This window comes from Pseudacidovorax sp. RU35E (assembly GCF_900156165.1).
Lineage (GTDB): Bacteria > Pseudomonadota > Gammaproteobacteria > Burkholderiales > Burkholderiaceae_C > Xenophilus.
The window spans coordinates 83282-106758 of sequence record NZ_FTMY01000018.1 but is presented as its reverse complement, the minus strand read 5'-3'; the positions used below and the strand labels follow the sequence as shown (position 1 = coordinate 106758).

General features: G+C 69.2%; 23 protein-coding genes, 1 tRNA gene and 2 pseudogenes. 4 read left to right on the top strand and 22 right to left on the bottom strand.

Annotated elements, in window-relative coordinates; all coding sequences use genetic code 11:
* The first annotated feature begins 4 nt into the window (after nucleotides 1-4).
* Nucleotides 5-937: a nucleoside hydrolase gene (locus tag BXA03_RS24950; RefSeq protein WP_076511874.1), complete on the top strand. Its 933-nt coding sequence runs from the start codon at nucleotides 5-7 to the stop codon at nucleotides 935-937.
* Nucleotides 938-1007: 70 nt separating this feature from the next.
* Entirely contained in the window at nucleotides 1008-2051 is a 1044-nt protein-coding gene (add, locus tag BXA03_RS24945) for an adenosine deaminase (RefSeq protein ID WP_076511873.1), read from the top strand.
* Nucleotides 2052-2114: 63 nt separating this feature from the next.
* On the opposite strand, the gene BXA03_RS24940 is transcribed toward add, so the two are convergent.
* The 6 genes and pseudogenes from BXA03_RS24940 to BXA03_RS24920 form a co-directional block, all read right to left on the bottom strand.
* Nucleotides 2115-3002, bottom strand: coding sequence for an ATP-binding cassette domain-containing protein (locus tag BXA03_RS24940; RefSeq protein WP_076511872.1), 888 nt, complete (start codon nucleotides 3000-3002; stop codon nucleotides 2115-2117).
* Nucleotides 2999-4063, bottom strand: a complete 1065-nt coding sequence (locus BXA03_RS24935; protein ID WP_076511871.1) for an ABC transporter ATP-binding protein — start codon at nucleotides 4061-4063, stop codon at nucleotides 2999-3001. The genes BXA03_RS24940 and BXA03_RS24935 overlap by 4 nt, the downstream gene beginning before the upstream one ends.
* On the bottom strand, nucleotides 4060-4956 hold the full coding sequence (locus BXA03_RS24930; RefSeq protein WP_083716490.1) for an ABC transporter permease: 897 nt from the start codon (nucleotides 4954-4956) through the stop codon (nucleotides 4060-4062). Before BXA03_RS24930 ends, BXA03_RS24935 begins: the two co-directional genes overlap by 4 nt.
* A gap of 25 nt (nucleotides 4957-4981) precedes the next feature.
* Nucleotides 4982-5548 (bottom strand): annotated as a pseudogene (locus BXA03_RS27600) (ABC transporter permease); the annotation flags it as partial.
* 102 nt (nucleotides 5549-5650) lie between these two features.
* Nucleotides 5651-5947, bottom strand: a pseudogene (locus BXA03_RS27595) (ABC transporter permease); the annotation flags it as partial.
* A gap of 18 nt (nucleotides 5948-5965) precedes the next feature.
* The gene (locus tag BXA03_RS24920; protein ID WP_076511869.1) at nucleotides 5966-7561 is read right to left on the bottom strand and encodes an ABC transporter substrate-binding protein; all 1596 of its coding nucleotides are present in this window, start codon (nucleotides 7559-7561) and stop codon (nucleotides 5966-5968) included.
* Between the two features lie 153 nt (nucleotides 7562-7714).
* Between BXA03_RS24920 and BXA03_RS24915 the strand changes: the two genes are divergently transcribed.
* Nucleotides 7715-8899 carry a M20 aminoacylase family protein gene (locus BXA03_RS24915; protein ID WP_076511868.1) on the top strand — a complete coding sequence of 395 codons (1185 nt, stop codon included), beginning with the start codon at nucleotides 7715-7717 and terminating at the stop codon, nucleotides 8897-8899.
* Here the strand turns inward: BXA03_RS24915 and BXA03_RS24910 are convergent.
* The 8 genes from BXA03_RS24910 to BXA03_RS24875 form a co-directional block, all read right to left on the bottom strand.
* Nucleotides 8887-9138: an oxidoreductase-like domain-containing protein gene (locus BXA03_RS24910; RefSeq protein ID WP_083716484.1), complete on the bottom strand. Its 252-nt coding sequence runs from the start codon at nucleotides 9136-9138 to the stop codon at nucleotides 8887-8889. The genes BXA03_RS24915 and BXA03_RS24910 overlap by 13 nt on opposite strands.
* Before the next feature lie 23 nt (nucleotides 9139-9161).
* Nucleotides 9162-9866, bottom strand: coding sequence for a phosphoribosyltransferase (locus tag BXA03_RS24905; RefSeq protein WP_076511867.1), 705 nt, complete (start codon nucleotides 9864-9866; stop codon nucleotides 9162-9164).
* Between the two features lie 3 nt (nucleotides 9867-9869).
* Nucleotides 9870-11225 carry a tetratricopeptide repeat protein gene (locus BXA03_RS24900; protein WP_076511866.1) on the bottom strand — a complete coding sequence of 452 codons (1356 nt, stop codon included), beginning with the start codon at nucleotides 11223-11225 and terminating at the stop codon, nucleotides 9870-9872.
* A gap of 34 nt (nucleotides 11226-11259) precedes the next feature.
* On the bottom strand, nucleotides 11260-12750 hold the full coding sequence (locus tag BXA03_RS24895) for an ABC transporter substrate-binding protein (RefSeq protein ID WP_076511865.1): 1491 nt from the start codon (nucleotides 12748-12750) through the stop codon (nucleotides 11260-11262).
* Between the two features lie 93 nt (nucleotides 12751-12843).
* The gene (locus tag BXA03_RS24890; RefSeq protein WP_076511864.1) at nucleotides 12844-13662 is read right to left on the bottom strand and encodes an ATP-binding cassette domain-containing protein; all 819 of its coding nucleotides are present in this window, start codon (nucleotides 13660-13662) and stop codon (nucleotides 12844-12846) included.
* A 79-nt stretch (nucleotides 13663-13741) separates the two neighbouring features.
* Nucleotides 13742-14737, bottom strand: coding sequence for an ABC transporter ATP-binding protein (locus BXA03_RS24885; RefSeq protein WP_076511863.1), 996 nt, complete (start codon nucleotides 14735-14737; stop codon nucleotides 13742-13744).
* Nucleotides 14738-14795: 58 nt separating this feature from the next.
* Nucleotides 14796-15638 (bottom strand): ABC transporter permease, encoded by an 843-nt coding sequence (locus BXA03_RS24880; protein WP_234983829.1) that lies wholly within the window; start codon nucleotides 15636-15638, stop codon nucleotides 14796-14798.
* 47 nt (nucleotides 15639-15685) lie between these two features.
* On the bottom strand, nucleotides 15686-16645 hold the full coding sequence (locus BXA03_RS24875; protein ID WP_076511890.1) for an ABC transporter permease: 960 nt from the start codon (nucleotides 16643-16645) through the stop codon (nucleotides 15686-15688).
* A 102-nt stretch (nucleotides 16646-16747) separates the two neighbouring features.
* On the opposite strand from BXA03_RS24875, the gene BXA03_RS24870 reads away from it, so the two are divergent.
* Nucleotides 16748-17032 carry a YfhL family 4Fe-4S dicluster ferredoxin gene (locus BXA03_RS24870; RefSeq protein WP_076511861.1) on the top strand — a complete coding sequence of 95 codons (285 nt, stop codon included), beginning with the start codon at nucleotides 16748-16750 and terminating at the stop codon, nucleotides 17030-17032.
* A gap of 33 nt (nucleotides 17033-17065) precedes the next feature.
* On the opposite strand, the gene BXA03_RS24865 is transcribed toward BXA03_RS24870, so the two are convergent.
* From BXA03_RS24865 to BXA03_RS24830, 8 genes are all read right to left on the bottom strand, one after another.
* Entirely contained in the window at nucleotides 17066-17566 is a 501-nt protein-coding gene (locus BXA03_RS24865; protein ID WP_143476454.1) for a hypothetical protein, read from the bottom strand.
* 29 nt (nucleotides 17567-17595) lie between these two features.
* Entirely contained in the window at nucleotides 17596-18225 is a 630-nt protein-coding gene (gene pth / locus BXA03_RS24860; protein WP_076511859.1) for an aminoacyl-tRNA hydrolase, read from the bottom strand.
* A 141-nt stretch (nucleotides 18226-18366) separates the two neighbouring features.
* Nucleotides 18367-19002, bottom strand: a complete 636-nt coding sequence (locus tag BXA03_RS24855; protein ID WP_076511858.1) for a 50S ribosomal protein L25/general stress protein Ctc — start codon at nucleotides 19000-19002, stop codon at nucleotides 18367-18369.
* Between the two features lie 127 nt (nucleotides 19003-19129).
* Nucleotides 19130-20104 (bottom strand): ribose-phosphate pyrophosphokinase, encoded by a 975-nt coding sequence (locus BXA03_RS24850; RefSeq protein WP_076511857.1) that lies wholly within the window; start codon nucleotides 20102-20104, stop codon nucleotides 19130-19132.
* Nucleotides 20105-20157: 53 nt separating this feature from the next.
* Nucleotides 20158-20234 (bottom strand) — tRNA-Gln (locus BXA03_RS24845).
* A 69-nt stretch (nucleotides 20235-20303) separates the two neighbouring features.
* Nucleotides 20304-21173 (bottom strand): 4-(cytidine 5'-diphospho)-2-C-methyl-D-erythritol kinase, encoded by an 870-nt coding sequence (ispE, locus tag BXA03_RS24840; protein WP_076511856.1) that lies wholly within the window; start codon nucleotides 21171-21173, stop codon nucleotides 20304-20306.
* Nucleotides 21170-21667, bottom strand: coding sequence for an outer membrane lipoprotein LolB (locus BXA03_RS24835; protein WP_076511855.1), 498 nt, complete (start codon nucleotides 21665-21667; stop codon nucleotides 21170-21172). The genes ispE and BXA03_RS24835 overlap by 4 nt, the downstream gene beginning before the upstream one ends.
* Nucleotides 21664-23292, bottom strand: a complete 1629-nt coding sequence (locus BXA03_RS24830; RefSeq protein WP_234983828.1) for a tetratricopeptide repeat protein — start codon at nucleotides 23290-23292, stop codon at nucleotides 21664-21666. Before BXA03_RS24830 ends, BXA03_RS24835 begins: the two co-directional genes overlap by 4 nt.
* Between the last annotated feature and the right edge of the window lie 185 nt (nucleotides 23293-23477).

Genomic DNA, 23477 nt, shown 5'->3' with positions numbered 1-23477 from the left:
CGGCATGAACCAAGTCTGGATCGACACCGACCTCGGCTTCGACGACCTGGCCGCCGTGATCACGGTGGCGCAACATCCGGGCTGGACCATCGGCGGACTCTCCTTGGTGGCCGGCAATGCGCCGCTGCCGGTGGTGACGGACAACGCCCTGCGCGCGGCGCACTGCTTCGGCTGGCGCATGCCGATCCATGCAGGCTGCGCCGCGCCGCTGGTGGGCGCGCTGGTCACGGCGCAGAACATCCTGGGCGAGGACGCGATGGCCTCGGCCGGCGAGCAACTGCCGCCCGTGCGCGCGGTGCTCGATGCGCTGCCCGCCGTCGATGCGCTGGCCGCCTGGCTGCGCCACGCCGAGGCGCCGGCCACCGTGCTGGCGCTGGGCCCGCTCACCAACATCGCCACCCTGCTGGAGCGCGACGCCACGCTGGCACCGCGCATCGGCCGGCTGGTCTGGATGGGCGGGAGCGCCGGCCCGGGCAACCACACGGCGGCGGCCGAGTTCAATGCCGCGGTGGACCCGGAGGCCATCAACATCGTGCTCGATGCCGGCGTGCCGCTGGAGATGGTGGGCCTGGATGCCTGCCGCCAGGTGCGCGTGCATGCCGACGACGCGCAGCGCCTGCGCGATCTGAGCACGCCGCGCGGCCGGCTGCTGGGCGACCTGCTGCTCGGCTATGTGCGCATCGCCAGCCCCGACGGCCGCCTGCCCATGTCGCTGTACGACCCCACGGCCGCCGCGGCGCTGGTGGACGCCGACTGCATGCAGTGGCGCCCGGCCCATGTGGTGGCGGAATGCGATGGCCGGCATACGCGCGGCATGACCGTGGTGGAGTGGCGCGTGCCGCGCAAGGCCGCGGCCAATGCGCGCGTGGCCCACATCGCCGACGAGGCGCGCGTGCGGCGCGTGGTGCTGGACGCCCTGGCCGCCGCCGCGGCCTGAGCCCGAGCCCTGCGCTGGGTCGGATGCTGCACATCACGCTCACCGAGCAGCCCCGCACTACGATGCCCCGATGACCGACGCGCTCACCGACTTCTGCCATGCCCTGCCCAAGGTGGAACTGCACTGCCACCTGCTCGGCACCGTGCGCCACGCCACCTTCAGCGATTTGGCGCGGCGAGCCAAGGCCGCCATCACCCAGCCCGAGATCGACGCCTTCTACATCCGCGGCGAAAAGCCGGTGGGCGTGCTCAAGGCCCTGCGCACGCTGGACGCGCAGCTCATCCGCTCGCCCGACGACCTGCATCGGCTGACCTACGAATACCTGGAGGACGCCGCCGCCCACAGCGTGCGCTATGCCGAGTTCTTCTGGAACCCCACGGGCACGGCGCAGAAGTCGGGCATCGCCTATCCGCAGGCGCTGGCCGCCATCGTGCGCGCCATCCATGACGCCCAGGCGGACCATGGCATCGTGGGCCGGCTGATTCCCGCCATCGACCGCGAGGCCTCGCCCGAGGCCGCGGTGGAGATGGTCGATTGGGTACGGGCGCACCGCGTGGACGAGGTGGTGGGCATCGGCATCGACTACAGCGAGATCGACCATCCGCCCGAATGGTTTGCACCCGCCTATGCGCTGGCGCGCGAGGCCGGGCTCAAGACCACGGCCCACGCCGGCGAGTTCGGCATGCCCTGGACCAACGTGCGCACCGCCGTCGAGCTGTTGAAGGTGGACCGCATCGACCACGGCTACACCATCGTCGATGCACCCGACTTCGCGCGCGAGTGCGCCGAGCGCGGCATCGTCTTCACCGTGGTGCCGACCAATTCCTACTACCTGCGCACGCTGCCGCCCGAGCGCTGGGCGCTGGACCATCCCATCCGCCGCATGCCGGGCCTGGGCCTGCGCATCCATCCCAACACCGACGACCCGACGCTGCACCTGGTCACGCCCACGCAGGCCTGGCGCAAGATGGTGAGCGACTTCGGCTTCACGCGCGAGGACCTGCGCGGCTTCATGCTCAATGGCCTGGACGCGGCCTGGATCGACGACAGCACGCGGCGGGATTGGCGTGCGGCGTTCACGCGCGAGTTCGATGCGCTGATGGCGCAGGGCTGAGCGTCGGCGGTCGCTTAGACAGGCGATCCACCAAAGCAGAAGCCAGGCGTCATCCGCCGCGCTTCAGTCCGCCCGCTGTCTCGCAGGATCCGGCACCGGCGTCGCCGCCAGCAGCCGCCGGGTGTACGCATGCTGCGGCCGCTCCAGCACCTCGTCGGCGCTACCGCTTTCGACCACGCGGCCGCCGGTCATCACCAGCACGCGGTCGGCCAGGGCGCGGACCACGCCCAGGTCATGCGTGATGAACAGGTAGGCCAGGCCGCGCGCGCGCTGCAGCTCGGCCATCAGCCGCAGGATCTGCGCGCGGATGGAGACGTCCAGCGCCGAGACGGGCTCGTCCGCCACGATCACGGCGGGCTGCGAGGCCAGGGCACGGGCGATGCCCACGCGCTGGCGCTGGCCGCCCGACAGCTCGTGCGGCAGCCGTTGGCGGAAGTGCGCGGGCGGCAGGCCGACCTGTTCCAGCAGCGCATCGACCTCGCGTGCGCTCGCAGCCGCGTCGAGGCCGCGGTTGTGGCGCAATGGCAGGGCCACGCTCTGGCCGATGGTGTGGCGCGGGTTGAGCGAGCCGCCGGTGTCCTGGAAGACGACCTGCACCTCGCGGCGGAAGCGCTGCCAGGCGGCGCCGCGCAGCTGCGATACGTCCTCGCCGCGGAACAGCACCTGGCCGCTGCTGGGCGCCGTCAGGCCCAGCAGCATGCGGCCCAGCGTGGTCTTGCCGCTGCCGCTTTCGCCGACCAGCGCGACCACCTCGCCGGGGTGGATCTGGAGGGAGACACCATCGACCGCCAACTGGGTCTGGCGGGCGCGCCACAGGCCACCGGTGCCGCGCTGGGCGAAGCTGCGGCCGACGTTGCGAGCTTCGAGCAGCGGCACAGTGCTGGTCGAGCTCTGGTCCTTGGCCAGGGTAGAAGAAGCGGGGATGTCGGGCGTCATCGTGTGGCCCGTCATGCGCCGATCTCCACGGAGCGCCACGCATTGGCGCTGCCACGCTCGGCACTCAGGTGGCAGCGGTCCGCGCCTTCGCCCATGCCGCTGCCCAGCAGCGCCGGCGGTTGCACGTCGCACAGACCGGGACGCGCGATCGGGCAGCGCGGATGGAAGCGGCAGCCCGTCGGCCAGCGACCGGCGATGGGCACCGCGCCCGGAATGGAGAACAGCGAATGCGCCCGCGAGCGCGGCGTCAGGATGCTGCCCAGCAGCCCCTGCGTGTACGGGTGGCGCGGTGCCGCGAAGAGCGGGCCGACGGCTTCCTGCTCGACGATCTCGCCGGCGTACATCACGTTGACGCGTTGGCAGGTCTCGGCCACCACGCCCAGGTCGTGGGTGATGAGCAGGATGCCCAGGTCCAGCTCGCGCCGCAGCCGCGCCAGCAGCTGCAGGATGCCGGCCTGCACCGTCACGTCGAGCGCGGTGGTGGGTTCGTCGGCGATCAGCAGCGCGGGGCGCATGGCCAGTGCTGCCGCGATCAGGATGCGCTGGCGCTGGCCGCCCGACAGCTCGTGCGGGTACTTGCGCGCCGTCTGCGCGGGCTGGGGCAGTTCCATCAGCTCGATCAGCTCGCGCACGCGGGCTTCGAGCCCGTCGGTGCGGCCGTGGGCGCGCAGCGGCTCGGCGATCTGGTGGCCCACGGGGATCAGCGGGTCGAGGTAGCTGGTCGGGTCCTGGAAGACCATGCCGATGCCTGCACCGCGGACCTGCCGCATCGATTCGGCGTCGAGGCCGCGCAGGTCGCGGCCCTGCAGCCGCACCTCGCCTTCGGCCACTCGGGCCAGCGGCGAGGGAAAGAGGTTCATCAGCGCGAAGGCCGTCATCGACTTGCCCGAGCCCGATTCGCCCACCAGGCCCACGGCCTCGCCGCGGCGCACGGTGAAGCTCAGATCGCGCACCACGCGCAGCGCCTGCGTGCCACGGCCCACGTCGACCGACAGGCCGCGGACGTCGAGCAGCGGCTGCTCGGTGGGCGCATCCCGCGGATCGCCGACGAACACCGTGGAGGAGGCGCCGTTCATCGGAAAGACTCCCCGCGCGGATTGAGCGCATCGTTCAGGGCGTCGCCCATCAGGTTGAAGCCGAGCACGGTGAGCGCGATGGCCAGGCCCGGGAAGACCGACATCCACCAGGCGTCGCGCAGGTACTGCTGGGCCTCGTTGAGCATGGTGCCCCAGGAGACCAGGTTCGGATCGCCCAGGCCGAAGAAGCTCAGGCTGGCCTCGATCAGGATGGCCATGGCGATGTCCAGCGAGCCGAGCACGATGATGGGCGCGGCCACGTTGGGCAGGATCTCGCGCAGGATGATGCCGCCATGGCCCATGCCCGCTACGCGCGCCGCCTCCACGAACTGCGACTGGCGCAGGCTCGCCACCGACGCCCTCACCACGCGCGCCAGTTGTGGCCACGAGAGCGCCGCGATCACCATCACCATCTTGGCGACGCTGGTGCCGTAGAGCGCGATGACGATCAGCGCCACCACGAAGCGTGGCAGGGTCTGGAAGAACTCGGCGGTGCGCATGAGCACCGCATCGAGCAGCCCGCCGAAGTAACCGGCCAGCGCGCCCACGACGACGCCGACGGCCACCGCGAGCAGCGCGCTCGCAACGCCCACGATCAGCGAGATGCGCGAGCCGTGCACCACCCGCGCCCAGATGTCGCGGCCCAGGTCGTCGGTGCCCAGCCAGTGGCCGGCGGACAGTGGCGGCAGCAGCGCATCGCCGCCGCCCGAGAGCGGATCGACCCGGCCCACCCAGGGCGCAAGGATTGCCGTGGCGAGCAGCAGCACCAGCCAGGCCAGCGCGAGCCGGCTGCCCGGACGGCGCAGCAGCCGGCGCCAGAAGCCGGCGCGCTGGAAGGCCGTGCCCACCGCAGGCTCGGCGGTCAGCGGCAAGGAAGGAGAAGAGGAGTTCATCGTGGTTGAGCGCCGAGTCCGTGCGTCATGCGCGTTCCAGGCGTGGGTCCAGCAGGCGATGCAGGATGTCCGTCAGCAGATTGGCCAGCACCACCGTCACCGACACCATCAGCAGGATCGACAGCATCACCGGGTAGTCGCGCTTGGCGATGGATTCGTAGAGCAGCCGGCCGATGCCCGGCCAGGCGAACACGGCCTCGATCAGCGCCGAGCCGGCCAGCACAAAGCCGAGGTTGTAGCCAATCACGGTGAGCACCGGCGCCGCAGCGTTGCGCAGCGCATGGCCCAGCACCACCTGCCATTCCGCACTGCCCCGGGCACGGGCGGCCAGGATGTAGTCGGCGTTCATCACCTCCAGCATCGAGGCGCGGGTGATGCGGGTGATGAGCGTGAGGTAGCGCATCGACAGCGCCAGCGCCGGCAGCAGCAGGTAGCGCAGGTGCTGCACGAAGCCTTCCCAGCCCGGCGCCACGCCGCGCACCGGGTTGTAGCCCTGCGAAGGCAGCCAGCCCAGGCCGATTGCGAAGGCCAGGATCAGCAGCTGGCCCAGCCAGAAGTCGGGCACCGCATAGCCAGCGGACGATGCCGCCTGGATGGCCGAATCGGCCGGCCCGCCGCGCGCCCGGGCCGCCAGCACGCCGAAGGCAACGCCCAGCACGCTGGCCAGGCCGAGCGCGGTGAGCGTGAGCTCCAGCGTGGCGCCCAGCCGCGCCAGGATCAGGCTGGCCACCGGCTGCTGGTTGGCGAAGGAATAGCCGAAGTCGCCCTGCAGCACCTTGCCCAGGTAGCGCAGCAGCTGCATCCACACGGGCTGGTCCAGGCCGTAGTCGTGGCGCATCTGCGCGAGGTATTCGGGCGGGGCCGGAAAGTCGCCGACCAGCAGCGTGATCGGGTCGCCGGGCGTGAAGGCGATCAGCAGGAAGTTGAGCACCACCACCGCCAGCAGCAGCGGCACCGCCTGCAGCAGGCGTCGGAGGATGAAGCGTCCCATCGGGCTGGTGGCCCGCGCTCAGTCCGCGCGGCGCACGCCGGCCCACTGGTCGCGGGCGTCCAGCGCGGGGAACACGCCGCTGAGCTTCTTCGAGGCGGTGTCCACCGTCTCCTCGTCGAACAGCACCAGCGAAGGCAGGTCCTCGTTCAGGATCACCTGCAGCGCCTTGTAGTCGCGGGCACGCTGCGCGCGGTCCACCGAGGTGGCGGCCTCGGCCAGCAGCGCATCGACCTTGGGGTTGGAATAGCCGCTGGCGTTGGTGTTGGGCGCCGTGCCGGTGTAGGTGTTGTACAGGCGCGTGTAGCCGATGGCCGGATCGCCGGCCGAGAAGTACGAGGCCAGCGTCATGTCGAAGTCGCGCTTGGCGAACACGCGGTCGTAGTACACCGAGCGCTCCAGCGGCTCCAGCTTCACCTCCAGCCCGATCTGGCGCAGGTTGTCCTGGATGATCTGTGCCTGTGCACGCATCTGCGCGCGGCCGGCATCGAAGGGCATGCGCAGCGTGGTCGTGCCGGGCTTGACGCCCAGCTTGTCGAGCAGGGCCTTGGCCTTGGTCGGGTTGAGCGGGTACTTGCGGTCGTAGCCCACCTCGTCGTTCATCAGCCACTTGAAGCCGTCGCCGAAGGCGCCGGCGCCCGGCCGGGCGATGCCGTTCATCACCTGCTTGACCAGCCGCTGCCGGTCGATGGCGAAGGCCAGCGCATGGCGTGCCTCCACCTTCGACAGCAGCGGCGACTGCGTGTTGAACATCAGGAAGTAGATGGCCGGGATGTTGACGCCGCGGCGCGTGGCCAGGCCCTTGTCGGCCAGGATGCGCGGCACCTCGGGCTTGGGCGTGTAGAAGTCCAGCAGCTCGTCGATCTCGCCCGTCTGCAGCGCCGGCACGCGGTTGGCCGCCTGCGGGATGACCTGGAAGATCAGGCTCTGCAGGTAGGGCTTGCCGGCGTCCCAGTACTGGTCGTTGCGCACCAGCGTCAGGGTGGAGCCGCGCTTCCATTCGCTGAACTTGAAGGGGCCGGTGCCCACCGGCTTCTGGTTGGCGGGGTTGGTGCCGACGTTGCCGTTCTCGTACAGGTGCCGGGGCAGGATGGGTGCGTCGAACACCGTCATCTGCGACAGGAGGGGCGCATAGGGCTTCTGCAGCCTGATGACGACGGTGGAGGCATCGGGCGCCTCGACCTCCACGCCCAGGTTCTTGAACACCGGTGCCGCGCGCGGATGCAGCTTGCCCACGATCTCGGTCAGCGAGAAGCGCACGTCGGCGCTGCTGAAGTCGCGACCGTCGTGCCACTTGACGCCCTTGCGGAGCGTGAAGCGGTAGTTCTTGCCGTCGGGCGAGACGGTCCAGGCCGTGGCCAACGAGGGCTGCGGGTTGTATTGCTGGTCCAGCCAGACCAGGCCTTCGAGGATCTTGGCCGACACGTCGCCGGCCGCGAAGTCAGTGGTGGTACCCAGGTTGAGCGTGGGCGGATCGGCGTCGATGCCCAGCACGGCCGTGCCCTTGCCGGTGGCGGCCCAGGCACGCGGGCCCGTGGCCAGCCCGCCGGCCAGGGCGATGGCGCCCAGGCCGAGCTGGCGGCGCGTGAGAGAAGGAAGGAGATCGGAGGGAGCCATGGTGTTGTGGTTTCTGGGCAGGCCGGGAGGGCACTGTTTATAGCAAGTTCGGGGCCATTTGCTGCGGGCTGCGGTAGGGGCGCAGAATGCGCGGCTTTCGCTGACCGGCGCCGACCGCCGCTCGCGTGGCATGGCAACTGCAAGGCCCTTCCCATGATCGACGTCCCCATCCATCCCGGCATCGCCGCTCACCTCGACGACATGGTGGGCCTGCGCCGGCAGATCCACGCCAATCCCGAGCTGGGCTACGAGGAGGAGCAGACCAGTGCGCTGGTCGCCGAGCGTCTGGCGCGCTGGGGCTACACCGTGCACCGCGGCCTCGGCGGCACCGGCGTGGTGGGCACGCTGACGGTGGGCGCGGGGGGCAAGCGCCTGGGCCTGCGTGCCGACATGGATGCGCTGCCGATGACCGAGACCACCAGCCTGCCATGGGCCAGCCGACAGCCGGGCCGCATGCATGCCTGCGGCCACGACGGCCACACTGCCACGCTGCTGGCGGCGGCCCAGGTGCTGGCCGCAAGCCGCGCCTTCAGTGGCACGCTCAACCTCATCTTCCAGCCGGCCGAGGAAGGCCTGATGGGCGCCAAGCGCATGGTCGAGGAAGGCCTGTTCCAGCGCTTTCCCTGCGACGCCGTCTATGCGTACCACAACGAGCCGGGCTTCCCGGCCGGACGCTTCGGCTTTCTGGCGGGGCCGATCTACAGCTCGTCCGACACGGCAGTCATCACCGTCGAGGGCAAGGGCGGCCACGGCGCCATGCCGCACACCACGGTGGATCCGGTGGTGGTGGCGGCGCACCTCATCCTGGCGCTGCAGACGCTGGTGTCGCGCGAGGTCGACCCGAACGACATGGCGGTGGTCACCGTCGGCTCGGTGCACGCGGGGCAGGCGCCCAACGTGATTCCCAACACGGCCGAGCTCAAGCTCACGATCCGCGCGCGGCGGCCTGAGGTGCGGGCGCTGCTGCGCGACCGCATCACGGCCATGGCGCAGGCACAGGCGGCGGTGCATGGCGCCACGGCCAAGGTCGACTACCAGTGGAAGATGCCGCCCTGCGTCAACGATGCCGACGCCGCCGCTTTCGCCCGCGAGGTGGCACTGCAGACCATGGGCGAGCGGGCGCTGATCGCGGACATGGCGCCGCTGCAGGCCAGCGACGACTTCGCCTTCATGCTGAACGCGGTGCCAGGCTGCTACTTCATCGTGGGCAACGGCGACGGCACACCGGGCAACGGGCCGGGCTGCATGGTGCACAACACGGGCTACGACTTCAACGACGAGATCCTGCCCAGTACGGCGAGCTATTGGGTGTCGTTGGTGCAGGCCTACTTGCGCTGATCGCTGCCTGCGGCCTTCGCGGCGGTGAGCGCCTTCTGCGCGTCCTCCATCCACCAGTCGGCGGCGGCATAGAAGCCGTCCCACACGCAGCCGTTGCAGCCGCGGCCGCAGCAGGTGGTGGGCTCGGGCGGCGGTGGGCGCAGCGGCACGCCGGCCTCGGCAGCCCGTGACTGCCACTGGGCGAAAAGTGCGCGGACCTGGGGCAGCGTTTCCGGCACGTGGGGCGTGAGGGGCGTCATGCGGTGTGGTGTCGATGCCAGGCTCAGTCCCGCGGCACCCAGCCCTCGTCGGTCGAGCGCAGCAGCGGGCTTTCGAAGACGCCGACCACGCGGGCGGCGCGCTCGGGCCCCAGCGTGTCGCGCCATCGGTTGCCCTGGCGCATCGCCACACCCACCGCCGCCACCTGCACGCCGATGGACTCCAGCATGGTCCAGGGTGCGAGCAGCGTGCGGCCGCTGCTCACGGCATCGTCCACCACCACGGCGCGCTTGCCCTGCACCAGCGGCAGCAGGTGCGGGTCGAGGTAGACGCGCTTGCCGCCGGTCGGCGTGGTGATCGACTGCACCGCGCCCGACAGCGCCTCGTCGTACCAGAACTTGCGCGAGTAGCCCAGCGGCACGTAGCGCGCATGGCCCAGGTGGCGGGCCACCAGCGGCGCGAAGGTCAGGCCCAGCGTGGGCAGGCCGATCACGACCTCGGGTGCCAGGGGCGCCAAGCGGTCGGCCAGCAGGCGGCCGAGTTCATCCACCACGTCGAGCGAGGCCTGGTTGCACAGGAAGGAGGCGACAGCCAAACCCGGGTCGTCGGCCATCTGGCGGATGGGCAGCATCAGCACCCGTCCGCCCGGCAGCGTGGCGGGTACGCCGTGGCGCCAGGGCGGCATGGGCACCGGGGTGGCGTCGGCCGGCAGCAGCTGCTGCCAGTAGTGGGTCGTCGGCTCGGTGAAATGCGGGACGGGCGTGGTCATGGTTCAGCGCGCCTCGGGTGGCAGCCCCAGGCCGGCGTGGATCGTATCGGCCAGCCGTGCCAGCCGCAGCGATTCGGGCTGGCCATTGCGCTGCGGCTGCACCACATCCAGCGCCTGCGCCAGGTGCCGGGCCTCGCCGCTGCGCACCAGCGCGTCGACATGGATCTGGCCGAAGAGGTCGCGCTGCGCATGGCTGCCGCCGATCTCGATCATGCGGGGCAGCGCGGTGTCCAGTGCCTCGGCCGCCTTCTTGAAGTTGCCGCGTGCATGGGCCACCAGCCCGTGCGCCGCGGGCACGCAGACCTTCTGCCAGGCATGGCGGCTGGCTTCCGGCGCCTGGGGCGCGAAGGCCTCGATGCGTGCCAGCAGCGCGTCGGCCTCGGGCCGGCCGGCGCGGGCCAGGCCGTAGAGGTACTGCAGGTCGAGGAAGGGCAGCACCTGGTCCTGCGTGTGCTGCGCGAGGTAGCCGCCCAGTTCGGTCCAGCGCTCGCCCACGTCCTGGCCCGCCAGCTCCAGCCGCGCGAGCAGGGACACGGCGCCGATCTGGTCCTGCGAATAGGCCTTGGCGACGCCCCAGCAATGCCGGTCATGCACGGCCAGCGCCTCGTCGGCGCGGCCCAGGTCGATGAGGAACAGCGCCAGGTGCCACCAGTTGTGCGTCACCATGAAGGAGTTCAGGCCGGTCCAGGTCTCGCTCACGTCCTCCATGAAGGCCAGGCCTTCGCGCAGCCGGCCTTCGGTGAGCATGACGTGCGCCAGTGCATGGTGGGCCCAGGGTTCCTTGCGCTGCATGGCGATGGCGCGGCGGGCGCTGGCCTCGGCTTCGCGCAGTCGATGGCATTGCTCGAACCCAAAGGCCACCATGCCATGCACCTGCGGCACGTCGGCCGCATGCGGCAGGGCGGCCAGGCCCAGGCGCAGCATGCCGGCGCAGTCGCCCAGGTTGAAGCAGTGGTACTGGCCCAGCTTGACGGAGACCAGGTCGCGCGGGAAGTCGCGTGCCTGCTCCTCATGCAGTTGCACCGCGCGGCGCATGTTGCCCTCCACCCAGGCGGCCACGGCCTCGATGAAGCGCCCTTCGCGTTGCGTGACGCTGGCGGCACCCGCCCGTGCGCGCTCGATGTGGGGCCGGGCGGCGGCGGGCGCATCGCCCGTCTCCGCGAACATCTGCAGGGCCGCCGCATAGGCCTGGAAGAGCGGCGCGTCGTCGTCGTGGCCTTCGGTGACCAGGTTGGCCGCCGTGGATTCGCAGGCCAGGAAGCCAGAGGCGAAGTCGTCGATCAGCCGTCGGCTGGTGGTGTCGCTGACGCTGATCGGGTTGCCGAACGGATCGGCGGGCAAGTTGGAGGCGGCGGGCATGCATCCATTCTGCCGCCGCCTCTTCAACCGGGCATCAGCCCCAGTGCAGCGCGGCCAGGTCGTTGCAGAAGATGGGCATCTGCGTCCACAGGCCCTTCACGCTCTTCTTGGCGATCACCGGGAACTGCGGCTGGTACATGAAGCCATTGGCCGCGTCCTGGGCCAGCAGCTTCTGCGCGTCGCCCAGCAGCTTGTTGCGCTCCTTGGCGTCGCCCGTCGTCTTGATCTTGTCGTAGAGCTGGGTGAAGGCCTTGTTGTCGTAGCCCCAGTAGTAGTCGGGCTTGGAATAGTTGCCCAGGTCGAAGGGCTCGACGTGCGAAATGATGGACAGGTCGTAGTTGTGGCCGCCGCCGTAGGTCTGGCTGAGCCATTGGGCCCATTCGACGTTCTGCGTCTTGACGTTGATGCCGACCTTGGCCAGCTGCGCCACGACCACCTCGCCGCCCTGGCGGGCATAGGGCGGGGGCGGCAGCGTCATCGTCAGTTCCAGCGGCAGCTTGACGCCCGCCTCGGCCAGCAGCTTCTTGGCCTTCTCGGGGTCATAGGGATTGACGCCGGTGGTGTCCACGTAGCCGGGCGCACCGGGCACGTAGTGGCTGCCGATCGGCGTGCCGAACCCGTCGGCCGCGCCGTCGATGAAGGCCTTGCGGTCGATGGCGGCCAGGATGGCGCGGCGCACGCGCACGTCGTCGAGCGGCTTCTTCTTGCTGTTGATGGCCACGATGGTCTTGGCGCGCGAGCCGCCCAGGATCACCTGGAACTGCGGATTGGCCTTGAACTGCGGCACCACGCGGGTGGCGATGCGCGGGAAGGCGTCCACGTCGCCGGCCATCAGCGAGGCGGCCTGCGCGGCCGGGTCGGAGATGAAGCGGAAGACGATCTTGTTGAGCTTGGCCAGCTTGGGGTCGCGGAAGCCGTCCCACTTGCTCAGCGTCAGCGTGGAGCCCTTGGCCCAGGCGTCCAGCTTGTACGGGCCGGTGCCCACGGGCTTGGCGGCGTTGCCGTCGGCGCTCTTCGGTTCGACGATCACGGCGGTGGCCTGGCCCAGCACGAAGGGCAGGTCGGGGTCGATCTCTTTGTTGATGAGCACCACGGTGTACTCGTCCACCGCCTGCGTGCTGATGGCGGCGAAGGTGCGCTTGTCCTTGTTGGTGCTCTTCTCGCCACCGGCGCGGTCGAAGGCGAACTTGACGGTCTGCGAGTTGAACGGCTCGCCGTTGCTGAACTTGACGCCGCGGCGCAGCTTGAAGGTGTAGGTCTTGAGGTCGGGCGAGACTTCCCAGCTCTCGGCCAGCAGCGGCGAGACGCTGCCGTCGGCATTGATCTTGGTGAGCGTCTCCAGGATGTTGTAGAGCACGACCTCGCCGATGGCGGAGGCAGCGCCGGCGGTCGGGTCCAAGCCCGGCGGCTCCAGCGTCATGCCCAGCACCATGGTGTCCTTGCGGCTCTGGGCCAGCGAGGCGAGGGGGCTGGCCAGCGCGACGGAGGCGCTGCCGGTGACCAGGAGGGTGCGACGATTCAACATGAGGTGATCTCCGAAAAAGGCTGACGGAAACGGGTCACGAGCGGCCGGAGGCCCCTCGGCGCGGGCCATTGTGGCCCAACTCTGGAGCGGCTTTCAGGCCGCGTGCAGCACGTCGCCGGAGGGCGCATGCTGCACCGCCTCCAGCAGGCTGCGGGTGTAGGGGTGCTCCGCCTCGCGGAACAGCCGCTCGGGCGGGCCCTGCTCGACGATGCGTCCCTTGAGCACCACGCAGACGTCGTCGCACAGGTGGTTGACGACGGCCAGGTCGTGGCTGATGAGCAGGTAGCTCACGCCGAACTGCTGCTGCAGGTCCTGCATGAGGTTGAGCACCTGGGCCTGCACCGACACGTCCAGCGCGCTCACCGGCTCGTCGGCCACGATGAGCTTGGGCTTGGTGATGAGGGCGCGGGCGATGGCGATGCGCTGGCGCTGGCCACCCGAGAACTCGTGCGGGTACTTGTCGATGTCGGTGCTGCGCAAGCCCACGGCGGCGAGTGATTCGGCGGCGCGTTCGCGCTGCTCGGCGCGCGAGGCGTTGGCCAGCGCGTCCAGCGGCTCGGCCACGATGCGGCCCACGGTCTGGCGCGGGTCGAGCGAGCCGTAGGGGTCCTGGAACACCATCTGGAAGTCGCGGCGCGCGGTGCGCAGCTCGGCGGCCGACAGCTGGTTCAGGTCGCGGCCGAGCAGCTCGATGCGGCCGGAGGTGGGCTTGTCCAGCGCCATCACCAGCCGGGCGATGGTGGACTTGCCCGAGCCCGATTCGCCCACGATGCCCAGGCTGCGCCCGGCCTGCACCTCGAAGCTCACGCCGTTGAGGGCCTTGACGGTGGGGGGCGGCGAGAAGAGCTTTTCGCGCGGCAGCGCGTAGTGGCGGACCAGGTCGGTGACCTTCAGCAGGGGCGGGGTGCTCATCGGAAGGCCTGGGAGAGGAGGGAAGCGTCGCGCATCGCGGCGGCTGCGTCTGCGCGCGTGATGAGGGCTTGGCGCGCGCTCATGCCGTGGCTCCTTCGGCAGCAGCCGCGGCGACGGCCTCCAACCGCAGGCAGCGCACCGCATGGTCGCCCGGCAGCAGCGTGGGCGGCACCGGCGTCGTGTGGCAATAGTCTTCGGTGAAGCTGCACCGGCCGGCGAACGGGCAACCGGCCGGCAGGTCGACCAGTTCGGGCACGCTGCCGCGAATGGTGGCCAGCCGGCCGCCGCGCGGTGCGCCCAGCACGGGTCGGGCCGCGAACAGGCCCTGGGTATAGGGATGCGCCTTGGCCGCGAACACCGAGGCCGTGGGACCGCTCTCGACCACGCTGCCGCCGTACATCACCAGCATGCGCTGGACGTTGTTGGCGATCACGCCCAGGTCGTGCGAGATCAGGATCAGGCCCATGCCGCGCTCCTTCACCAGATCCTGGATCAGATCGAGGATCTGCTTCTGGATGGTCACGTCCAGCGCGGTGGTGGGCTCGTCGGCGATCAGCAGGTCGGGCCCGCAGGCCAGCGCCATGGCGATGCCGATGCGCTGACGCTGGCCGCCGGAGAACTGGTGCGGGTACGCGTCCAGCCGCGAGGCCGCGTCGGGGATGCCCACGCGGTCCAGCAGCGCCAGCACTTCCTTGCGCGCGTCGGCCTTGGAGAGGCCGCGGTGCAGCCGCAGCGGCTCGCCCACCTGGCGGGCGATGGTGTGCACAGGGTTCAGCGCCGTCATCGGCTCCTGGAACACCATGCCGATCCGATTGCCGCGAATGCCGCACAGTGCCTTCTCGGGCAGGCCCACGAGTTCCTGGCCGTCGAAGCGGATGCTGCCGGTGACGCGCGCGGTGTTGGGCAGCAGGCCCATCAGCGCCATCACGGTGATGGACTTGCCGCAGCCGGACTCGCCGACGATGCCCAGCGTTTCGCCGCGCTCCAGCGAGAAGGAAATGCCGCGCACCGCCTCGGCCGGGCCGCGGTGGGTCTGCAGGCCGATGTGCAGGTCGTTGACGTCGAGCAGGGCCATGGTCAGCGCGCCGCCCGGTGCAGGCCGGGCGCGTAAGGGAAGGCGGAATGAATGCGGTTCATCGGGCGCGGGCCAGGCGGGGATCGAGCAGGTCGCGCAGGCCGTCGCCCATGAGGTTCAGGCCGAGCACCGCCATGGCGATGGCCGCACCCGGCCACACGGCCAGCAGTGGCTGCTGGAACATCAGCGTCTGCGCCTCGCTCAGCATGCGGCCCCACGAGGGCTGCGGCGGCTGCGTGCCCAGGCCCAGGTACGACAGCGCCGCCTCGGCCAGGATGGCGATGGCGAAGCGGATGGTGATCTGCACGATCAGCACCGCCGAGATGTTGGGCAGCACGTGTTGCATCGTGATCGCGAACGGCCCCTTGCCGCAGGCCTGCGCCGCCGCGATGTACTCGCGCGACCACACCGCATTGGCCGAGGCGCGCGTGATGCGCGCGAAGATCGGGATGTTGTAGATGCCGATGGCGATGATGGCGTTGACGATGCCCGCGCCGAACACGGCCGTCAGCATGATCGCCAGCAGGATCGCCGGGAAGGCCAGCGAGAAGTCGGTCAGGCGCATGATGGCCTCCTCGACCCAGCCGCGCCTGGCCGCCGCCAGCAGGCCCAGCGCCGTGCCGGCCACCAGGCCGATGCCCACCGCGATGATGCCCACCAGGATGGACGCGCGCGCGCCCACCAGCAGCAGCGAGGCCACGTCGCGGCCGAAGGCGTCGGTGCCCAGCCAGTGCTTGGCCGAGGGGCCGGCCAGCTTGTTGGCCATGTCCATGTCGTAGGGCGACCAGGGCGTCCACACGAAGGACAGCGCGGCCGCCACGATCAGCGCCAGCGTGAGCACGCCGCCGATCATGAAGCTGTGGTGGCGCAGCGCGCGCTGCCAGAAGCCGTGTCGGCGCATGGGGCGGCCAGTGGCGGAGGGCGTGGCCGCAGGAATGCCGGCGCTGCTCATATGTCGGAAGCCTTGATGCGCGGGTCGATCACGGCATAGAGCACGTCGACCACGAAGTTGACGATCACCACGAAGGCGGCCAGCAGCATCACACAGTTGCGCACCACGACCAGGTCGCGGTTGCTGATGGCCTGGAAGATCAGGCGGCCCAGGCCGGGCAGGTAGAACACGTTCTCCACCACGATGGTGCCGGCCAGCAGTTCGGAGAACTGCATGCCCATCACGGTGATGACCGGGATGAGGGCATTGCGCAGCACATGCAGCCACAGCACGGCGCGCTGGCTCACGCCCTTGGCGCGGGCGGTGCGCACGAAGTCCTCGCGCATCACTTCGAGCACGGCCGAGCGCGTGATGCGCGCCAGGATGGCGGCCTGCACCACCGCCAGCGACAGCGCCGGCAACAGCAGCGACTTCACGCCGTCGAGGATGCCGCCCACGCCTTCGCCCCAGCCGTCGAAGCCGCCCGCCGAGAACCACTGCAGCTTCACCGAGAACAGCAGGATCAGCAGGATCGCGAACCAGAAGTTGGGAATGGCGATGCCCACCTGCGTCAGGCCCATCAGGCCCACGTCGCCCAGCTGGTTGTGGCGCGCGGCGGCCGTCATGCCCACGAGCAGTGCCAGCACGGTGGTCAGCAGCATGGCCATGAAGGCGAGGGGTATGGTCAGCTGCAGCCGCTCGAGGATCAGCTCGGCCACCGGGGAGCCATAGGTGTAGCTGTCGCCCAGGTTGCCGGTCAGCATGCCGCCCACCCAGTGCCAGTAGCGCGTCCAGGCCGGCTGGTCTAGCCCCAGCTTGGTGGCCAGGGCCGCCACCGCATCGGGCGAGGCATCCGGGCCCATCAGCATCTGGGCTGCGTTGCCGGGCAGGATTTCGAGAACGAGGAAGATGATGACCGACGCCCCGATCAGGGTGCCGATCAGCGTCGCCAGACGCTTGAGAAGAAAGAGACTCATCGTGGAGGGCTGGGCCCGCGAAGCCAAGCGGCGCAGCATAACCGGACAGGGGAATGATTCACGCGCATGCAACGTGCGTGCCTGCCCAGGGATAATCCGGGGATGGCCCTGATGATCACCGACGAATGCATCAACTGCGACGTCTGCGAGCCGGAGTGCCCCAACGACGCGATCTCGATGGGCGAATCCTTCTATGAGATCGATCCGCACCGTTGCACGGAATGCGTGGGCCACTTCGACGAACCGCAGTGTGTGCAGATCTGCCCGGTGGCGTGCATCCCGGTCAACCCGGCGCATGTGGAAACCCGACCGATGCTGATGGCCAAGTACGAGCGGCTGACCGGCGCGACGCCGCAGCCCGACACCTCAGCTACTTCGGAGCGCTGAGCGGCCTCTGCCCTGCCAGCGCCAGGGCTTGCCTCAATCCAGGCGCTGCTTCTTTTTCTTCTTGCCCGCAGGCGCTTCGCCTGCGCCGCGTGCCGTGAAGTCGCCGCCCGCCGTCTGGCGCTTGGGGGCATGCGGCTTGTGCAGCCGCGCCTCATCGACGCGGGAGGTGGTGGATTGGCGCTGCGGATGCTCGAAGATGGCTGGTCGCTGGCCTGACGCCCGGTCTTCCAGCCGCTCCCGTTCGTGGGCCATGGCGTCGGCGCGGCGCTGGATGCGGTCGGTCTGTGCCTGCGCTTCGCGTGCTTTTTGCGCTGACGATGGGGCTGCTTCCTCCAACGTCCGCCCGTTCTCGCACGGGATCTGGCTGTAGGTGTTGCCGCAGCGGTAGATGGTGCTGCCACGTGCCGCTTGTGGCTGTGCGGTGGCGCCGGTGCCGATCATGGCAAAGGCCAATGCGAGCAGGCCCATGCCCCAGGCCCTGTGGTGCTGCCGATGATCAATGTGCGCCGGATATGTGGTGTGAATGGGTCGCACGGTTCCTCCCTGATCGAACGAATGGTGGGTCAGCCTGGCGGTTTTTCTCCAGGCACGCTCTCCTGACGCGGCGGTTTGGGCCGAGGTGGCTTGTGGGTGTGGATCTGCTGCATCGCGGCGGTCATGTCGCCGGCCAGGAGTGGGGGAAGCGCCCGCAGGCTGCGGACGATGGTGTCGTCGATGGCTTCGCGCTGCTCGCGCAGCGGCTTCTTGAGCACCCAGTTCACCACCTCGGACTTCACGCCCGGATGGCCGATGCCGATGCGGAGCCGCCAGTAGTCGCCGGTGCCCAACTGGGCATGGATGTCGCGCAGGCCGTTGTGGCCGGCATGGCTGCCGCCGAACTTGAGCTTGGCCTGGCCGGGCACAACGTCCAGTTCGTCGTGCACGACCAGGATCTCTTCGGGCGCTATCTTGAAGAAGCGGGCAAGTGCCGCCACCGACTTGCCGGACAGGTTCATGAAGGTCTGCGGCTCCAGGAGCCAGACCGTCTGGCCCGCGATGGTTGCGCGGGCCACTAGGCCGTGGTAGCTGCGCTCCGGCGCGAGGTGGAGCTTCCAGTCGCGGGCGAGGGCGTCGATCCACCAGAAGCCTGCGTTGTGGCGCGTGTCCTCATACTCGGGCCCCGGGTTGCCGAGGCCAACGAAGAGCTTGATCATGGGCTGAATTATCCAGGCGCCTTTCCGGGCCAGGGCGTGCAAGACTGGGCGAACGAACAATGAAAAAGGCCCGCCATGGGGCGGGCCTTCTGCGAGGCGAAAGGCCGGCGCGCCAGGGCGTGGCCTTGGGCGAAGAAGCGATTACTTCTTCTTGCCCTTGCCCTTGGCGGGCTCGGCAGCCGGAGCGGCGGCGGCGGCAGGCGCCTCTTCCTCTTCCGGTGCGGGCGGCACAGCCGACACGATCACCGGGTTCGGCCTGCCATGGGTGATGGCCTTCGCGCGGCCGGGCAGCTTGATGTCGTTCAGGTGGACGGTGGCGGCGTTGGACAGGCCCGACAGGTCGACCTCGATGAACTCGGGCAGGTCGGCCGGCAGCACACTGATTTCGATTTCCGTCATCACGTGGTTCACCAGGTTCTGGTGCAGCTTGACGGCTTCGGACTCTTCCTCACCCTTGAAGTGCAGCGGCACCTTCACGGTCAGGCGGGTGCGGGCATCGACACGCTGGAAGTCCACGTGCTGGACCAGTTGCTTGTACGGGTGGTACTGCACGTCGCGCAGCAGCACCTTGGTCACGTTGCCGCCCAGGTCCATCTCGAGGATGGAGGAGTGGAAGGCTTCCTTCTTCAGGGCGTGCCACAGCGCGTTGTGGTCGAGCTCGACCAGTTGCGGCTGGCCTTCGCCACCGTAGACGATGCCGGGGGTCTTGCCCGAATTGCGGAGACGGCGGCTCGCACCCGTGCCCTGCTTGGCGCGCTCGAAAGCGACGAATTTCATAAGTGACTCCTGTGAGGTCCGGGTCGAAGACCCGCCTCTGTGGCACCCACCGCGACCAGTGCGGTGCCGTTCGACAAAAAGGCGCCGCGAGGGGCGCCCACTGAAAGTTCCGGGACTGGACGACGCCTCAGGCGGCGCTGTCCGAATCCGAGAACAGGCTCATGACCGACTCGCCGTTGGCGATGCGGTGGATGGTTTCCGCGAAGAGCGGTGCCACGGACAACTGGCGGATCTTGCCGCAGGCCAGCGCGCCGTCAGACAGCGGGATGGTGTTGGTGACGCAGACCTCGTCGAGGGCGCTGCCCTGGGCGATGCGCTCGATGGCCGGGCCGGAGAACACGGGATGCGTGCAGTACGCGTACACCTTCTTGGCGCCGCGCTCCTTGAGCACCTCGGCTGCCTTCACCAGCGTGCCGGCCGTGTCGATCATGTCGTCCATGATCACGCAGTTGCGGCCTTCGATCTCGCCGATGACGTGCATCACTTCGCTGACGTTGGCCTTGGGGCGGCGCTTGTCGATGATGGCCAGATCGCAACCCAGTTGCTTGGCGATGGCACGGGCACGCACCACGCCGCCGACGTCGGGGCTCACCACCATCAGGTCTTCGTAGTTCTTGGTGCGCAGGTCGCCCAGCAGAACAGGCGAGGCGTAGATGTTGTCGACGGGAATGTCGAAGAAGCCCTGGATCTGGTCGGCATGCAGGTCCATGGTCAGCACGCGCGAGACGCCGACGGTCTGCAGCAGGTTGGCCACGATCTTGGCCGAGATCGGGACGCGCGAGGAGCGCGGGCGGCGGTCCTGCCGGGCATAGCCGAAGTAGGGGATGACGGCGCTGATCCGCTCGGCCGAGGCGCGCTTGAGCGCGTCGACCATGATCAGCAGTTCCATCAGGTTCTCGTTGGTCGGGGCGCAGGTGGACTGCACCACGAAGACTTCGCGAGCCCGGACGTTCTGGTTGATCTCGACGGTGACCTCGCCGTCGGAGAAGCGGCCGACACGCGCCGCACCGAGGGAGGTGCCAAGATGCTGAACGATCTCTGCTGCCAGCCCCGGGTTGGCATTGCCGGTGAAAACCATGAAGTCAGGATGTGGGGCCTGCATGTGTGCTTCCCGGCGGTCAGAGAGAAAAGGTGGGGCCTGATGCTTAGAGCATTTGGCAGGGGAGGAAGGACTCGAACCCTCGAATGCCGGAATCAAAATCCGGTGCCTTAACCAACTTGGCGACTCCCCTACACAGGAGGATGATCCAGTGACCATCCACCGATGAATGTCGCAACCAACCGCAAGCGATCGGTCTTGCCTACGCGGCCCAACCCTGAAGGGGATGGTGTGCGAGATTGCTGCAGATCCGGTGTTGCCAACCCTCAGGAAGATCCTTGAAGAGGTCGTCGACCGAGCCTTGCGGCACATCGTTCGGCAGCTGCGCGAAGACGGCACTTCCGGAGCCGGTCATCCTGGCGCTGAGGCCATGTGCACCAAGCCGCTGCAGGGCTTGATTCACCTGCGGACAAAGCCGCTGGGCAACCGGCTGCAGGTCGTTGTGTCCGAATCTGAAGATTCGTTTGCCGTCCTGAGCAGCGAAGACAGAAACTATAGCAGGTTTTGTGGACCTGTGAAGATCATCCGCAGAAAAAATAAGGCGTGTGTCCAGGCCTGCTTCTGGTTTGAGCACCGCGAAGCGGGCCTTGGGCAGTGTCAGCGGTGTGATGTGCTCGCCGATGCCTTCGACCCAGGCATTGCTCCCACGCAGAAAGAAGGGCACGTCGGCGCCCAGCGCCAGCCCGATGCGTTCGAGTTCCGCCAATGACAGGTTCAACTGCCACAGCCGGTTCAGCGCCAGGAGGCAGGTGGCCGCGTCGGAGGAGCCGCCGCCCATGCCGGCCTGGGCCGGCACCTGCTTCAGTACGCCGATGTGCGCGCCGCGCGGCGTGGCGGTGGCGTGCTGCAAAGCGCGGGCTGCGCGCAGCACGAGGTCGTCGGCGGGCAGCGGCGTTCCCAGATCTTCACGCGACAAGCCACCGTCCTCGCGCTGCTCCACATGCAGCGTGTCGCACCAGTCGATGAGCATGAACACCGACTGCAGCAGGTGGTAGCCGTCTGCGCGTCGACCCGTGATATGGAGGAAAAGATTCAGCTTCGCGGGCGCAGGGAGGTCGTAGAGCGCCTTCACGGCGACGGCCGCTCGAAGACGACGCGCAGCTGGGCCATGGGCAGAGGCGCATCGCGCGTCGCCTGCAGGCGCCCCTGCGCAACTTGCGAGAGTTCCGCTCGCCAGCCGGGCACATCGGCTGGACGGCCCTGCAACCAGTCGAACAATGCGTCGACGGGCAGCGCCGCACCCGTAACAGCTTCGGTCAGGGCCGCCAGGGAGGCAAAGCGACGCTGTTGTGTGCCTTCACGCAGCACGGCCGTGCCAGGACTCCATTGCAGGGCTCCCAGCGTGTTGCCCAGAGGCGTGGTCAGCAACAACTCACCTTGCTCCGGATTGCCGTCGAGTTCGAACACGGCGGCAAACGACTGCGGCGGGTTGCCGTCGACCGACAGCGACAGACGTCCGCTCCAGTGGCTGCTCCCAGTGTCCGCACGGCGTGCCCGTGGGGCTGCACAGCCAGTCAGGGCGAGGCCGGCAACCGCCGTGCCGGCAACCAGGGCGCGGCGCTTCACAGCTTGACGCGCAGGCGCCGCAGCGTGGCCTGCAGGGTTTCGTTCTCCGCGTCCGCCATTGAGGCCTCGCGCCAGATGCTCATGGCCCGGTCGCGCTGGCCCTGGGCCCACAGCACCTCGCCCAGATGGGCGCCGATCTCCGGATCGGGTCGTGTCTTGTAGGCGCTCTCCAGAATGCGTTGCGCCTCGGCGAGGTTGCCCATCCGGAACTCCACCCAGCCCAGGCTGTCGGCGATGAAGGGGTCATTGGGCGCGAGCTCCACCGCCTTGCCGATCAACTGGCGGGCCTCGGGGAGCCGCACATTCCGTTCGGCAAGCGAGTAGCCCAGCGCGTTGTATGCATTGGCGCTGTCCGGTTTGAGCGCGATCACGCGGCGCAGCAGGCGCTCGGTTTCATCAAGGCGGTTGAGCTTCTCGGCCGCCATCGCGAGGTCGTAGAGCAACTCGGTGTCGTCGGGCGTCTGGGCACTTGCGCCGGCGAGCAGGTCGTAGACGGCCTGATTCATCTTCGCCTCGCGCAGCACCTGCACTTCGGCCTGCAACTGTTGGCGCCGGTCGGCGTCGGTGCGAGCGGGCATGCTGCGCACGATCTGGCGCGCCTCCGCCACCTTGCCCTGTCTGGCCAGCAGCAGCGCACGGCGCAGTTGGGCGGCCGCCATGTCTTCATCGCCCTCGACACGTGACAGGTACTGCTCGGCCGCGGCGAAGTCCTTGCGGCGTTCGGCGAGTTGGGCGAGCTGTAGATAAGCCTGCGCGATGCCGCGCGCCCGCTCGTCAGCGTCGCTCTGACGCGTGGCGAGCTCAAGGTAGCGCTGGAGTGCTGTCTGAGCGGCCGCGTCCTGATGGGCCTGCGCCTTCAGCGACCCAAGCAGCAGCCAGGGATCGGGCAGATCCGGGCGGGTGCGCGTGAGCGCCTCGATCTGCGTGGTCGCCTCGTCGTAACGCTGACCCAGTGCCAACGCCCGCGCGTAGGCGACCCGTGCCTCAGGCAATGCGTCCGATTGCGCGAGATAGCGGCGGACGATCGCTTCGGCCTCCGGGCGTGCGGGGTCCATCAGTTCGAGGGCCAACACGGCGGGCGCATCGGCATTGGCGTCGGCCGCACTGCCTTGCTGAGCGGCGGCGAGCGCTCCTGCAGCATCGCCGGCATTGAGCCGAAGGCGGCCGACCGCAGCCCACGCCAGGCCGGCCGAAGGCGAGCCGGCCTTCAATTCGTCGGACATGCCCTGCTCGAAGGCCTGCGCAGCGGCCTGCTTATTCGAGGCGCGGCTATAGGCACGTACGGCACTGGCCAACGCGCCGGGCCGCTCCGGGACCGGCGTCGCTGCGATGTCTGCCCGCAGGGGGTCGACGGTTTCGGCTAGGCGACCCAGCAGGATGAGGATCTGCAATTCGAGCCGGCGTGGTTCCCGGGCATCGGGGATGGCCTGCTTCCAGGCGCGCACGGCCACCAGGGCCGCTTCCGGCGAGCGGGCGCGGACCGCGATGTCCACCGCACGTTGAAACAGTGCGGGCTCGCGCGTTCGGCGTGCCGAGTCCAGCAGCAACTGGAAGCCCTCGACCGGATCGCCACCGCGGGCGTTGAGCTCGCCAAGCAGCACCTCGTAGAAGAGCTCCGCGGTCATCGCCGAAGGCTGTGCCGGCTCCGATGCCGCGGCAGCAGCAGGCGCGGGCGGCGGACCGGGGGGTACCGACTGCGCGGCGGCGCTGAGCGAAGCGAGGGTCAGAACGGCTGTCGCCAGATGGCGCCGGCGGGGCAAGGGACTCATCGAACCATAATAATCCATGACTTTGTCCGCATCTGGGGCGA